This window comes from Bacillus cereus (assembly GCF_015071065.1).
GTDB lineage: Bacteria > Bacillota > Bacilli > Bacillales > Bacillaceae_G > Bacillus_A > Bacillus_A cereus_BA.
On the sequence record NZ_VOVA01000004.1, the window covers coordinates 182,179 to 196,154 of the forward strand.

Sequence of the window (13,976 nt, forward strand, 5' to 3'; positions counted from 1 at the left end):
CTCTTTTTGATGAGATTATATGTAGAATACAATGCCGTATATTGTTTTGTAAAAAGTAGAGAATAGTAAAACAGAGTGATAATAGAGTAGGACTTTATATGGAATTTCTCTGCTTTATTTTGGAGAAAAAGGTTCTTTATAGAACTTTCTAATGTGTTCACAGAATTGAAACAATTTATGAAAGCTTTATTCTATTAAGGTTCTCACTATATTTGTAAAAAATATGAAATACACCTTAGTTTTTCTATATAAAGATAATGCTTATAATGAATATTGAATGTGTTATGAAGATTATAGCCTAGTTATGAATAAAAAGAATATCAACAATGGGGAGCGATAGAAGTGAAAAAGAAATTGTTGGCTATTGCGTTAGGGACATCAGTCGTTTTTGCTTTAGGAGCATGTGGAAATAAAGAAGAGAGTAAGTCTTCGAATCAGTCTGCAAGCACAGATAGTGCAGAACAAATCTTCCAAAGAAGTTGTGCAGGTTGTCACGCGAAAGATTTATCAGGAGCAACTGGACCTGATTTAAGAAAAGTAGGCGGTAAGTATGACGCTGCAGATATCGAAGAAATTATTAAAAAAGGTCGCGGCTCAATGTCGCCTGGACTTATTCAAGGTGAAGATGCGAAAAAAGTAGCTGAATGGTTAGCGGAGCATAAATAAGAAACGTAATTAATAAACGAGCTGATTGTATAACTTGACCGAAAAGTGCTTCGAGTTAAGTAATCACATGAGCTCGTTTACTTTTTCTTGGGATGTAACATAACTGTAACAAAATTGTATCCGAATTGGAAACCGATTGATGTTACAATGGGGTTTGTAGAATTTTGATGAAATATATTACATAGAGTAGCGTTGCTAATAAAAGGCATGTATGGAAGCTACCTTCAACAAGAATGGTCGAGCGAAAATAAAGGTTTGTCTTTTATTTTCAAATGTACAGAAAAGTATTTCGAAAAAAATCATTAAGTATTGGGTGATAAATAATGATAAAAATGACGAATGTTTATAAGGAGTACCCAAATGGTATGAAAGCCATTGCTGGTCTCACAGTTAATATTAAACAAGGTGAATTCGTATACGTAGTTGGACCGAGTGGAGCCGGGAAATCTACATTTATTAAAATGATGTATCGTGAAGAGAAGCCATCTACAGGATCAATTAATGTAAATGGACTTGTAATTGAAACATTGGCAGAAAGAGATGTTCCATATTTCCGTCGTCAATTAGGCGTAATTTTCCAAGATTTTAAATTGCTACCTAAATTAACGGTATATGAGAATGTAGCGTTTGCTTTAGAAGTAATTGAAGAAGAGAAGGAAGCGATTCGTGAGCGTGTTACAGAAGTGTTAGGTCTTGTAGGTCTAGATGATCGTGCAGATGCACTTCCAGGTGAACTTTCAGGCGGAGAGCAACAACGTGTGGCGATTGCAAGAGCGATTGTAAATAGACCAAAGGTTGTAATTGCCGATGAGCCAACAGGTAACTTAGATATTGAAACAGCGCTTGATATTATGAAGATTTTTAAACGTATTAATGAGCGTGGTACAACAATTGTTATGGCGACACATAACGCAGATATCGTAAATACAATTCGTCATCGTGTAATTGCAATTGAAGGCGGAAGAATTGTTCGAGACGAGATTGAGGGAGGATACGGATATGAAGGCTAAAACCCTTAGTCGACATTTGCGAGAAGGTGTGAAAAATCTATCCCGTAACGGATGGATGACATTTGCTTCTGTAAGTGCAGTAACAGTTACATTATTACTTGTAGGTGTCTTTTTGACAGCGATTATGAATATGAACCATTTTGCGACGAAAGTAGAGCAAGATGTAGAAATTCGTGTGCATGTTGATCCAGCAGCAAAAGAAGATGATCAAAAGAAATTAGAAGAAGATATGAGTAAAATTGCGAAAGTAGATTCTATTAAATATTCTTCTAAAGAAGAAGAGTTGAAACGTTTAATTAAAAGCTTAGGCGATAGTGGAAAAACGTTCGAGTTATTTGAGCAAGATAACCCACTGAAAAACGTATTTGTTGTAAAGGCGAAAGAACCAACAGATACGGCAACAATTGCGAAGAAGATTGAGAAAATGCAGTTTGTAAGTAATGTTCAATACGGTAAAGGTCAAGTTGAAAAATTATTTGATACGGTAAAAACTGGTCGTAACATTGGGATTGCGTTAATTGCTGGTCTTCTATTCACAGCGATGTTCTTAATCTCTAACACAATTAAAATTACGATTTATGCTCGTAGTACTGAGATTGAAATTATGAAACTTGTTGGTGCAACAAACTGGTTTATTCGTTGGCCATTCTTGTTAGAGGGATTATTCCTAGGAGTATTAGGATCAATTATTCCAATTGGCATAATTCTAGTGATGTATAATTCATTGCAAGGTGTGTTTAATGAAAAACTTGGCGGAACAATTTTCGAGCTTCTACCATACAACCCATTCGTATTCCAATTAGCTGGTTTATTAATGTTAATCGGTGCATTAATCGGTATGTGGGGAAGTGTAATGTCAATTCGTCGCTTCTTAAAAGTATAAAAAGTTGCAAACATAATTCGTACAAGCTTATCATATAGTAGAAATAGGTAAAGGCATCACACATCGTGTGATGCCTTTTGCTACACCACCTGTGTGTTCTGGAAAGGGGAATTCCGCATTGAAACGTAGAGTTGCAATTATTGGAATGGTTGTTGCATTTTTAATTGGTGCTGGCGGGATGTTTGGTGGTATGTACTGGTTTGGGATAAACCCAGCGTATGTAACGCAAACAGTATCGAATGGCAATGCTGGCACAGCGCAAGGGAATTTGGCAAAGATTAATGAGGCGTATGCACTAATTGATTCACGTTATGTGGAAGACGTGAAAGACGACAAATTAGTCGAAGGTGCGATACAAGGAATGTTGTCTACGCTGAAGGACCCTTATTCCACGTATATGGATAAAGAAACGGCAAAACAGTTTAGTCAGTCACTGGATCCTGAACTTGAAGGGATTGGAGCTGAAGTGAACAAGACGGACGGTAAGCTTATTATCGTATCGCCAATTAAAGGTTCACCAGCAGAAAAGATAGGAATTAAACCGAATGACCAAATTTTATCTGTAGATGGAAATAGTGTGAAAGATTTATCACGTGAAGAAGCAGTATTAAAAATTCGTGGTAAAAAAGGAACGACTGTTGCAATTGAAATTAAGCGCGCAGGAGTGGCTGATCCGATAGAATTTAAAATTAAGCGTGAAAAGATTCCGATTTTCACTGTATTTAGTTCCGTAAAGAAAGAGAGCGGAAAAGATATCGGTTATATGCAAATTACTTCTTTTGCTGAAAATACTGCGAAAGAATTTAAGGATCAGTTAAAAGAATTAGAGAAGAAACATATAGCAGGCTTAGTTATTGACGTACGTGGTAATCCTGGTGGCTATCTAAATAGTGTAGAAGAAATACTAGGAGACATCATGACAGATAAAAAGCCAATGCTACAAGTAGAACAGCGAAATGGTGAGAAGAAGAAATTCTCTACTGAACTGAAAGAAAGAAAGTCATATCCAATTTCAGTATTAATTGATAATGGAAGTGCTTCTGCTTCAGAGATTTTAGCGGGTGCGCTGAAAGAGGGAGAAGGATACGATTTAATTGGTGAAAAAACGTTTGGTAAAGGTACTGTCCAACAAGCTGTTCCATTTAAAGATGGCAGTAACATTAAATTAACAATGTTTAAATGGTTAACACCAGATGGCAATTGGATTCATAAAAAAGGAATCGCGCCAACTATAGAAGTGAAGCAACCAGATTATTATCATGCGACACCAATTCAAATTGAAAAGACACTTTCATACAATTCAAATGATGTACAAGTAAAACACGCGCAAGAAATGCTTAAGAGCTTAGGATATGTACCAGGACGTGAAGATGGATACTTTAGCAAAGAGACAGAATCAGCACTAAAAGCATTCCAAAATGCGAATGAGATGGAAGCAACAGGACAACTCGATAAAAAGACAGCTGAAGTGATTCAAACTAAAATCATTGAAAAAATCCGTTCTGGAGAAAATGATTTACAATTACAAACCGCATTGAAATTAATAGCGAAATAAGAAAGAATACAGGCACTTTGATGCCTGTATTTTTTTATGTGTTAAACAAACATTTCTTTAGTTATGATAAGATAAAAAGAAAAAATGATATAAATGGTGGTGAATGAATTCGTGGAGGCATGGCTTTTTGAAATACTACGAGCAGTTGGACGTTTTTTCTTACACCCTGCTGTCTATGTATTTTTAATTAGTAGTATCTTCGTTGGATACTTACGTATATTACGAGAACGAAAAGATTTTTCTTTTAAAGTATATGATATTTGGTTTGAACTACGAACAACTCTATTTGCAGGTATTGGGTACGGATTAATCGTATCTATTATTACGATTGGGCTCGGGCTTGTTGTTTCAAAAGCGAGTTTATGGGTAATTTTACTTTGGACGTTATTATTCGGATTAACTGCTATGTATCGATATTTATCTGTAGCTTATACTTTCGGAATCGCTATTGCACTTGTATTGTTGTCGTCTAAGATGCCAGTTTCCTTCTTACAGCTTGGAGAAGGTGAAGAGGGTACGATTGTATCCCTTGCTATTTTATTAGGCGTTATGCTCGTTGTAGAGGGGTTATTAATCTCTAAAAATGCAGTTCGTTATTCTACGCCAAAAATTAACAAAGGTAAGCGTGGGCTACGAATTGGACTACATGAATCAAATCGTTTATGGCTTGTACCAGTATTTATTCTGATACCAGGCGACGCGGTGACAGGATTTATTTCTTGGTGGCCTGTCGTTTCAATAGGCTCGACTACATACTCTTTATTCCTCGTTCCATTTTTAATTGGATTTATGAGAAAGGTTAGAAGTTATGAGCCGACGGAAGCTTTATTATTTACAGGAAGACGTGTCTATGGATTAGCAGGGCTCGTACTCGTTTTAGGTATCGCAAGTTACTGGTGGCATGTACTTGCAATTATCGCGATGGGAGTCGCAATGCTTGGGCGCTTCACGATCTCGATGCAAGAGAAGATTGTAGATGAGACAAGGCCAGCATACTTTGCCGCACGTAATGATGGACTTGTTGTGTTAGATACAATTCCGAATACAATTGGGGCAGAGATGAATTTAAAGCCTGGGGAAGTTATTACGAAAGTAAATGGAGTCATTCCAAGAAGTACCGAAGAGTTTTATGACGCGCTTCAAACGAAGACGACAGGAGCGTTTTGTAAATTAGAAGTAATAGATACAAATGGTGAGCTTCGTCTCGCTCAAACGGCATTATACGCCGGGGGACATCATGAATTAGGTGTTGTGTTTGTTCAGCAAGAGCACGAGTGGAATTCAGAAGTGATATAAAATAAAATGGAAACCTTCATCAAAAACAGATGAAGGTTTTTTTAGTTTCATAGACGGATAACTTGAATAATTATTTGATAATGGTTATCATTTAGAGAGTCTTTTAATTTTGAAAAGGGAGGAAAGATATGTTACGTAAATTTTTTTCTTACTATAAACCGTATAAAGGTTTATTTATACTCGATTTTTCTTGCGCAGTTATCGCGGGCTTACTCGAACTTGGTTTCCCGCTTATCGTAAATCAATTTATTGATAAGTTATTACCAGGGCAAAACTGGACGCTTATTTTATGGGCTTGTTTCGGTTTATTCGTAGTTTACGTGTTAAATGCAGGTTTGCAATACGTTGTTACATATTGGGGACATATGCTTGGTATTAACATTGAAACCGATATGAGACAGAAATTATTTGATCACATTCAAAAGCTATCATTCAGATTTTTTGATAATAATAAAACAGGTCATTTAATTTCACGTCTTACAAACGATTTAATGGAAATTGGGGAAATTGCTCACCATGGACCAGAAGATTTATTCATTGCCATTATGACTTTAGTCGGAGCATTTTCATTTATGATGATGATTAACTGGAAGTTAGCGCTTCTAACATTCTTCGTAATTCCATTCTTATTATGGTTGGCACTGTACTTCAATAAAAAAATGACAGGTACGTTTAGACGTTTATTCTCAGACGTTGCTGATTTCAATGCATGTATCGAGAACAATGTTGGTGGTATCCGCGTTGTACAAGCATTCGGAAATGAAAAGTTTGAGAAAGAGCAATTTGCTGTAAACAATGCTCGTTTCCGTACAACAAAATTAATGGCGTATAAAATTATGGCGTTAAATTCATCGATTAGTTATATGCTGATGCGTCTTGTAACACTCTTTGTATTAATATGTGGTACATGGTTTGTTCTGCAAGGTGAATTAACGTACGGTGGATTTATTGGATTCGTTTTATTAACGAATATTTTCTTCCGCCCAATTGAAAAAATTAATGCGGTTATTGAAAGTTATCCGAAAGGAATCGCTGGTTTTAAAAGATATGTAGAACTTCTGGAAACAGAGCCGGATATTGTAGATTCTAAAGATGCAATCGAAGTAAAACATGTACACGGCGATATTCAATACCATAACATTACGTTCGGATATGAAAATAAAGAGCCGATTTTAAACGATATTAGTTTGAAAATACATGCAGGTGAAACAGTTGCTTTCGTTGGGCCATCAGGGGCAGGGAAAACAACACTATGTAGTTTATTACCACGTTTTTATGAACACTCATCTGGATCGATTCAAATTGATGGCATTGATACGAAAGAGATGACGCTATCGTCACTTCGTAAGCAAATCGGAATTGTGCAGCAAGATGTTTTCTTATTCTCAGGAACAATTCGTGAAAATATCGCTTACGGAAACTTACAAGCTTCAGAAGCTGAAATCTGGCAGGCGGTAAAACGTGCCCAGTTGGAGGACTTAATTTACTCGCAACCAGACGGTTTAGAGACAGTTATTGGTGAGCGTGGTGTGAAACTTTCAGGAGGACAAAAGCAGCGCTTAGCAATTGCCCGTATGTTCTTGAAGAACCCGCCAATTTTAATTTTAGATGAAGCAACTTCTGCGCTAGATACAGAGACAGAACTTGCTATTCAAAAATCACTTGCTGAACTATCAGTCGGCCGTACAACATTAGTTATCGCTCACAGGCTTGCAACTATTAAAAATGCAGATCGCATCGTCGTTGTAAATAAAGACGGTATTGCAGAACAAGGTTCACATGATGAATTGATTGAGCGGGGCGGAGGGTATAGCCGATTATATGAGGCACAGTTTAGCTCGTAAATATAATTTCTGCTGAATTAGTGCACCATAAGTAAGTGAAAATCTTATAGGGGAGGCTATAAAGCATGATTGTAACAACAACTTCTACAATTCAAGGAAAAGAGATTATTGATTATATTGATATCGTCAATGGCGAAGCAATTATGGGGGCGAATATCGTGCGTGACCTGTTCGCTTCTGTCCGCGACGTTGTCGGTGGCCGTGCGGGCGCTTACGAAAGTAAATTAAAAGAAGCGCGCGACATTGCAATGGAAGAGATGAAAACTCTCGCAAGACAAAAAAATGCGAACGCGATTGTTGGTATCGACGTGGACTACGAAGTAGTTCGCGAAGGGATGCTAATGGTTGCGGTGAGTGGGACTGCTGTCCGTATATAAAGTGAAAAGCCGTGCTGGTGCACGGCTTTTTGTTATTAGTGATGCTGTTATCGTGTCTTACATTATCGGTAGGTTGATATTCTATGTCGAAGCCTGGATATTTCTTGGGAAATGCGGAAGGTTCCGTCGATATATAGGGAAGACATTAGAGAGCTTCTTGACACTTTCGAATTTGAACTAATAATTGTTCGTATTCTTGTTCGAGAATTGTGATGTCATCGTGATGATTGGGTATAGAAATCCGGCTGATGATTTCTGTTAATTTTGTTTGTAATCGTAATAATTCTTGTTCAGTAACGTTTACAGAAGCTTGGGTGGTTCTTTTGGTGTATTGCTCGTAATTGCCGTGGAAGATTCTTGGTTCGCTCTCATCTACTTGTATAATATGGTCTGCAACAGCACGAATAAAGGCACGGTCATGGCTAATGAAAAGTATAGTGCCAGGATACTCTTGTAACATGCTTTCTAATTCTTCTTGCGTTGCCAAGTCTAAATAGTTTGTCGGTTCGTCGAGCAGAAGCATATTATAGTTTCCTAAAAATACTTTTGCGAGTGCAACCTTCATTCGTTCACCACCACTTAAGACGTACACAGGTTTATGGACATCTTCACGGCGGAAAAGGAGTCTTGCAAGTATTGTTCGAACGAACGCTTCGGTATAGTTTGTTTCTTCTAGAACATTTTCTAAAATTGTTTTATCTGTTTTTAAAATTGATAGTGTTTGTTCGAAGTATCCAATTTTACAACTTTTCGAAAGCTGAATGCCACGCTCGTTTGTGAGAAGCATGTTGAACAAAGTTGTTTTTCCGCTTCCGTTTGCGCCTAAAATAGCAAGCTTTGCACCAGGGGCAATAGTTCCATTCATATTTTTAAATAGTGTGCGGTCACCTATTTTCTTTGTTGCTTTATTAAACTGCACCACGACTTTACTATGAATGGGTGTATGGTATTGTACGTCAAACTGAGCTTGAGAAAAGTCTTTCGGCTTTTCTTTCTTTTCTAACTTTTCGAGGCGTGTTTCTAGTGCTTTCGCTACTTTGCTAACATTTTCTTGCCCATGAGCCCCGCTTAACTTATAAAGTTTAGATTCAGATGAACTGAACCGTGTGGGGATTTTTGTCATGCTAGAAGCACGTTGCTTTCTTTGTGAAATTGACTGTTCTAACCGATTTTTTTCTTGTATATATTGATCATATTCTGCTTGCTTTTGTATTCGCTCACGTTCTTTTTGCTTTCGATAGTTTGAATAATTTCCTTTGTACTCTTGGATAGTACCGTCTTCAACTTCGATGATTTTTGTACATATGGCATCTAAAAAATCACGATCATGCGATATTAAAACAAGTGCACCGTTATAAGATAAAAATGCCTTTTCTAATTGCTCTGTACCAAACATATCTAAGTGACTTGTTGGCTCATCAGCAAATAGAATGCCTGCATCTTGTTCGAGGGCATGGGCGATCTTTAGGCGCATTCGTTCACCGCCGCTCATTGAATTTGCGACGCTTGAAATATTCCATTTTCCTTTAGCGAGGGAAGAAGCGATTTCCGGTATTTCTTCGCTAAGCTGAGGAATGATGGCGATAGAACTATGATGAGTTACTGTTCCTTTGTCAGCTTCTATTTCTTTACTTAATATTTGTAATAACGTAGATTTTCCAGCTCCGTTGACTCCGACAATTCCTATACGATCGTTTGCTTGAATTTCTAGTGATGGTAACGTAAATATGGTGCGATCACCAAAGCTCTTTTCGATATTACGTGCGATTAAAATAGTCATAAAAAAACCTCCCTAGTTTCACTAGAGAGGATAAACGTCGCCCTTCAATGTAAAAATCGTACATAAATAAACGATTTTTTACATGATCGTATCGAAAGAAAGTATCGACAAATGGACAGACTAATCCCCTGCTAGTTTTCATCATTTTTGTTCACTATTTGTGATGGATGAAATAAATAAGAGAATTAGAACTTCATTGGTCAAAGTACCTTCCTTTCATAATATTATTTTTATTGTATGCGCATACAAATGGGTTTGTCAAACTTATTTCTGTTTCTGATTTTTGAATTCGCTATTATACAGTTGTACCTTTGTGAGTGCTTCCACATCGTTTTTAATTTCATCCAGTCCATTCGCATCCCCAATAATATAACCTTCAAATGAAGAACCGACAAAATCAAAGATGTACTGGAACTGGGCAATAAGTGGTAATGCCTTCAGTTTCGGATTGTCTCCGCCAACGATGACAACGTACATTTTTTTGCCTTTCATTTTCTCTTTGAAATGAAGGGTTTTATCACGTAAGCTTTGTGACCAGCGATCAACGAAGTTCTTCATATGGCCGCTCATTCCATACCAGTATAGCGGTGTAGCAAAGATAATTGTGTCGTGCTCTAGCATGTGCTCAATTAACTGCTCGTAGTCATCATTTACAGGTTGAAATCCTTCTGCATCATGGCGTTGATCTGTAATAGGGTGGACGGTATGGTCTCGCAAATAAATGTGCTCTGCTTCGGTCCCATCAACCATCATATGTGTTAGAGTTTCAGTGTTCCCGTTTTGTCTTGAACTGCCGTGTATGACGAACATGTAATCATTCCTTTTCTTTTGCTTGTTTTAGGAGTGAAACGTGTTTTTGCAAATTGACTTGAATACTAGAGAGCAATTCGATTTGTTTCGTAACTTCACATAGTTTATCTTCGTAAAGTGCAAGAATACTACTGCATGGATTTTCGTATAGGTGCGGCTCGATTTCAAGGCAGCGCAGCATTCTTGCTGTCTCTTCTAAATTTAAGCCAATTTGTAAGTACATTTGAATAAGCTCTACTTTTTCAATGGCACTTTTATCGAAATCACGATAGCCGTTTGTGAGGCGGTTTGAAGGGAGTAATCCCTTTTCTTCATAATGTCTTAGTGATCTTTCGCTAACGCCAGTTTCTTTTGATAACTCCCCAATTCGCACTGTGTTTCACTCCTTTTAAATGTATTGTAAACCTTCACACTAATGTGAAGGTCAACTCTGTTTTTTTGCAAAAGAATCTACATGATTTAAAAAGACTTGAATGGCTTTAGAAGGGATGAAATATTTGCCGCGTACGATGGAGAACGGGCGGATTAGCTTTTCGTTAGGCACAGGGACGTGGAATAGTTCTTTGGCTAATAATTCTTTCCGCACGGTCCAATCCGAAAGTATAGCGATGCCAAGCCCGGCAGCGACTGCTTCCTTCACGCTTTGTATACTGCTGAATGTAAAGAATCGTTTCATTTTTAAATGATGTTGGTGTATATAGCGATCGCTATAGGCACGTGTGCCAGAACCACTCTCCCTTAATACCCAGACTTGATCTTGGAGAGTATTTTCATTTACTTTCTCGGTATCGAGCAAGGGATGGTTTGGCGGGACGACAAGTTTCATTTCATCTTGCATAAATGTTTCAACATCTACGTCAGCGTATACGACTTGGCCTTCCACTAAGCCGATATCAATTTGATTAGAGCGAAGGCTTTGCAAAACTTCTTCTGTATTGGAGATAAATGTATGAACTTCGACGTGCGGATTTTCATTCGCAAAGCGCGCAAGTATTTTCGGAAGTAAGTATTCGCCAATTGTAAAGCTAGCGCCGATTCGCAGCGTTCCCGTTACGACGTTGTGCAATTCATTAATTTCTTGTTTCGCATCTTCATAAAGTGAAAGCATTTGCTTTGCGTGTATGTATAATATGTTTCCAGCTTCCGTAACTTGGACGTGCTTTGGGGAGCGCTGAATAAGTGTAGTTCCAAACTCATTTTCTAAGTTGCGAATGTGCATGCTTACGCCGGGTTGTGAAAGGTTTAATAGTTCCGCAGCACGCGAAAAATGTTTTTGTTCAACGACAGTAACAAAGATTTTTAAAATGTCGACGTTCATTTGTTAGGCTCCCTTTATTTTTGCTTTTATTTTATCATAAGTATTTCTGATGATAGGGATTCAATATTGATATTAAACTTATTATAAAAATTCTCTTATAATGTAACTAGAAAGAACATGCATGTTCCAATACGATTATTGGGGTGGTACAAAGTGGAACAAACACTTGTTATACAAAAGAAGAAGGGCTTTGGATTTTCGCAAGGTATTGGGATTACATTATTAATCGCAATTGCAGCGAAATATTTAGCGGAGCTGCCATTTTTAAATATTATGGGACAATTAGTGATTGCTATTCTAATTGGGATGGTTTGGCGCGCAGCAATTGGGGTCCCTCATGAAGCGATTGCGGGGACGAACTTTGCAAGTAAGAAGTTGCTTCGCTTTGGGATTATCTTACTTGGAATGCGGTTAAATCTTGTTGATATTGCGAAGGCGGGACCGAAAGTATTGGTCATCGCTGCGGTTGTTATTACATTTACCATTTTCGTTGTATATGGACTAACGAAAGTATTTAAAGTAGAAAAGAAACTTGGGATTTTAACAGCATGCGGGACAGCAATTTGCGGCGCGGCCGCGGTCGTGGCAATTGCACCGCAAGTGAAAGCGAAGGATGATGAAACGGCAGTCGGTGCCGCAATTATTGCTATTTTAGGTACGATATTTACGCTTATTTATACGTTATTATATCCGGTTCTTGGCTTATCTCCATACGGATACGGAGTGTTCTCAGGAGCGACGCTGCATGAAATTGCTCACGTAATTGCGGCTGCGGCGCCAGGCGGTAGCACGGCTGTAGACATTGCAGTTATCGTGAAATTAACGCGTGTAGCGATGCTTGTGCCAGTAGCGATTTTAATTGGGTTATGGTTTGGCAAGAGCGAGGGAAGCAAAGAAAAAAGATCGTGGCGCGACATTCCGATTCCTTGGTTTATCTTCGGATTTTTAGCGATGAGTGCGGTGCATTCGCTTGGGATTATCCCAGAAGTTGTTGCCGGATACATTGTAGTAATCGCGTACATGCTTATTGCAATGGCGATGGCAGGACTCGGTTTAAATGTAGAGTTTAAAACGTTCCGCAAATTAGGAAGTAAGGCATTTGTGGCAGGGTTAATTGGCTCGGTTTGTCTATCGGTTCTTGGATATATTCTTGTATGGGCATTAGGATTTATGTAGTAGCAAAGAGGCATCTTGTAGATGTCTCTTTTTTTACCTTTTTTTGTAAAGATATCTTTACTTGTATTTGGAAAATATTTATAATTAAAGTAAAGATATCTTTACTTTCGAAGGTGGAGCCTATGGGTGTGAAAAATAAAATTAAAGGATTACGAAAGCAACATCATATAACGCAAATTGAAATGGCAAAGGCGATGCAAGTGACACGGCAGACAATCGTGGCAATTGAGAACCATCACTATAATCCGAGTCTAGAGTTATCTCTAAAAATCGCCAAATATTTTGGAATGAAGGTAGAGGAAATATTTACACTGGAGTAAGGGGAGAGAAAATGAACGATACTAAAAAGTTGTATATCGCTACTGTCTTAGGATTATGTGGAGGGGACGTTTTAGTTCGTATTATGGATCCATCCATACCGATGTTATCGCTAATAGTTAGTAACATTTTAGCAATTCTACTCTTAACAGTGTATACGTATTACAAAAAACGTAAGTACAAAAAAGAGGAAGTTCCAGATATAGATGAGCGAGTAAATGAAAATATAAAAAGGCATGTAAATGTCTCGCTTATATTCGCATTTGTCCTTCTCATTGTTTACATTGGTGCGAGCAAAGTCGTAGGCAGAGATGTCATACCTACGCCAGAAATATTCATTGTATGTAGTTTCTTATTTGCTGGTAGTCTCATCATAGGAGTAATGGCGGGAAAACGAGCATAGCGATAGGAGGAATGAAAATGCAAGATGAGTTTGAGAGATTTCAATCGGATAAAGCGTTTAAATATGTAGGGTTATTTTTCGTGATAAGTTTAGCAATATGGAGTTTGTACAATTTAATTGTTTACGGAAGTGCTGGAACACCTTTTGTTCTATTTGTTGCGGGACAGTTTGTATATTACGGTGTGAATTATTGGCCAAAGTGGAAATTTAGAAATAAGAAAGAGGCTGATAATGAGTATGGCATCGACGAGTGTATTAGCAATAAAGACCAGTAAATAGATATATAAAGGGGAAGAGGAATGGGATTACCGATATTATGTGTTGCGACGGTTATATTTGCGTTGTTTTGGGGGATACAAAATTACCCCCACAATCCAGTGCCAAGTGTATTTGTTATTATTGGGGTTGTAGGGATATCATATTATTTATTAATTTCAGCGCACTATCATAAAACTGCGACAGGTGTGGTTGCTGGGGTAATTTTTTTGTCATGCGGGCGTATTATACATAAGATATTATTTCCATAAAAGCTGTTTATAC

16 protein-coding genes are annotated in these 13,976 nt (G+C 37.7%); 12 read left to right on the forward strand and 4 right to left on the reverse strand.

The genetic code is table 11. From position 1 onward, the window contains the following. The first annotated feature begins 342 nt into the window (after window positions 1-342). The 7 genes from cccB (at window position 343) to FT637_RS14195 (ending at window position 7,631) form a co-directional block, all read left to right on the forward strand. Window positions 343-666 (forward strand): cytochrome c551, encoded by a 324-nt coding sequence (gene cccB, locus FT637_RS14165; RefSeq protein ID WP_193646850.1) that lies wholly within the window; start codon window positions 343-345, stop codon window positions 664-666. Window positions 667-989: 323 nt separating this feature from the next. Next, window positions 990-1,676, forward strand: a complete 687-nt coding sequence (gene ftsE / locus FT637_RS14170; protein WP_193646851.1) for a cell division ATP-binding protein FtsE — start codon at window positions 990-992, stop codon at window positions 1,674-1,676. Next, complete coding sequence (gene ftsX / locus FT637_RS14175) at window positions 1,666-2,559, forward strand: permease-like cell division protein FtsX (RefSeq protein WP_193646852.1); 894 nt, start codon at window positions 1,666-1,668, stop codon at window positions 2,557-2,559. Before ftsE ends, ftsX begins: the two co-directional genes overlap by 11 nt. Window positions 2,560-2,629: 70 nt before the next feature. Next, entirely contained in the window at window positions 2,630-4,114 is a 1,485-nt protein-coding gene (locus FT637_RS14180; protein ID WP_193646853.1) for a S41 family peptidase, read from the forward strand. A gap of 111 nt (window positions 4,115-4,225) precedes the next feature. Continuing rightward, window positions 4,226-5,410, forward strand: a complete 1,185-nt coding sequence (locus tag FT637_RS14185; protein ID WP_193646854.1) for a PDZ domain-containing protein — start codon at window positions 4,226-4,228, stop codon at window positions 5,408-5,410. A gap of 128 nt (window positions 5,411-5,538) precedes the next feature. After that, window positions 5,539-7,254: an ABC transporter ATP-binding protein gene (locus tag FT637_RS14190; RefSeq protein WP_193646855.1), complete on the forward strand. Its 1,716-nt coding sequence runs from the start codon at window positions 5,539-5,541 to the stop codon at window positions 7,252-7,254. Window positions 7,255-7,319: 65 nt separating this feature from the next. Further along, entirely contained in the window at window positions 7,320-7,631 is a 312-nt protein-coding gene (locus FT637_RS14195) for a heavy metal-binding domain-containing protein (RefSeq protein WP_002112849.1), read from the forward strand. A gap of 145 nt (window positions 7,632-7,776) precedes the next feature. On the opposite strand, the gene abc-f is transcribed toward FT637_RS14195, so the two are convergent. From abc-f to FT637_RS14215, 4 genes are all read right to left on the reverse strand, one after another. Then, entirely contained in the window at window positions 7,777-9,411 is a 1,635-nt protein-coding gene (abc-f, locus tag FT637_RS14200) for a ribosomal protection-like ABC-F family protein (protein WP_193646856.1), read from the reverse strand. A gap of 264 nt (window positions 9,412-9,675) precedes the next feature. Continuing rightward, the gene (locus FT637_RS14205; RefSeq protein ID WP_193646857.1) at window positions 9,676-10,221 is read right to left on the reverse strand and encodes a flavodoxin family protein; all 546 of its coding nucleotides are present in this window, start codon (window positions 10,219-10,221) and stop codon (window positions 9,676-9,678) included. 4 nt (window positions 10,222-10,225) lie between these two features. Further along, window positions 10,226-10,594, reverse strand: a complete 369-nt coding sequence (locus FT637_RS14210) for a MerR family transcriptional regulator (protein WP_193646858.1) — start codon at window positions 10,592-10,594, stop codon at window positions 10,226-10,228. 51 nt (window positions 10,595-10,645) lie between these two features. Next, window positions 10,646-11,539: a LysR family transcriptional regulator gene (locus FT637_RS14215; protein WP_193646859.1), complete on the reverse strand. Its 894-nt coding sequence runs from the start codon at window positions 11,537-11,539 to the stop codon at window positions 10,646-10,648. 153 nt (window positions 11,540-11,692) lie between these two features. On the opposite strand from FT637_RS14215, the gene FT637_RS14220 reads away from it, so the two are divergent. From FT637_RS14220 to FT637_RS14240, 5 genes are all read left to right on the forward strand, one after another. Further along, entirely contained in the window at window positions 11,693-12,715 is a 1,023-nt protein-coding gene (locus FT637_RS14220; RefSeq protein WP_193646860.1) for a YeiH family protein, read from the forward strand. A 122-nt stretch (window positions 12,716-12,837) separates the two neighbouring features. Beyond that, window positions 12,838-13,035 carry a helix-turn-helix transcriptional regulator gene (locus FT637_RS14225; RefSeq protein WP_193646861.1) on the forward strand — a complete coding sequence of 66 codons (198 nt, stop codon included), beginning with the start codon at window positions 12,838-12,840 and terminating at the stop codon, window positions 13,033-13,035. A gap of 11 nt (window positions 13,036-13,046) precedes the next feature. Then, window positions 13,047-13,436: a hypothetical protein gene (locus FT637_RS14230; RefSeq protein ID WP_193646862.1), complete on the forward strand. Its 390-nt coding sequence runs from the start codon at window positions 13,047-13,049 to the stop codon at window positions 13,434-13,436. 17 nt (window positions 13,437-13,453) lie between these two features. Continuing rightward, window positions 13,454-13,711 carry a hypothetical protein gene (locus FT637_RS14235; RefSeq protein WP_193646863.1) on the forward strand — a complete coding sequence of 86 codons (258 nt, stop codon included), beginning with the start codon at window positions 13,454-13,456 and terminating at the stop codon, window positions 13,709-13,711. Between the two features lie 24 nt (window positions 13,712-13,735). After that, window positions 13,736-13,963 (forward strand): hypothetical protein, encoded by a 228-nt coding sequence (locus FT637_RS14240; protein ID WP_193646864.1) that lies wholly within the window; start codon window positions 13,736-13,738, stop codon window positions 13,961-13,963. Window positions 13,964-13,976: the final 13 nt, after the last annotated feature.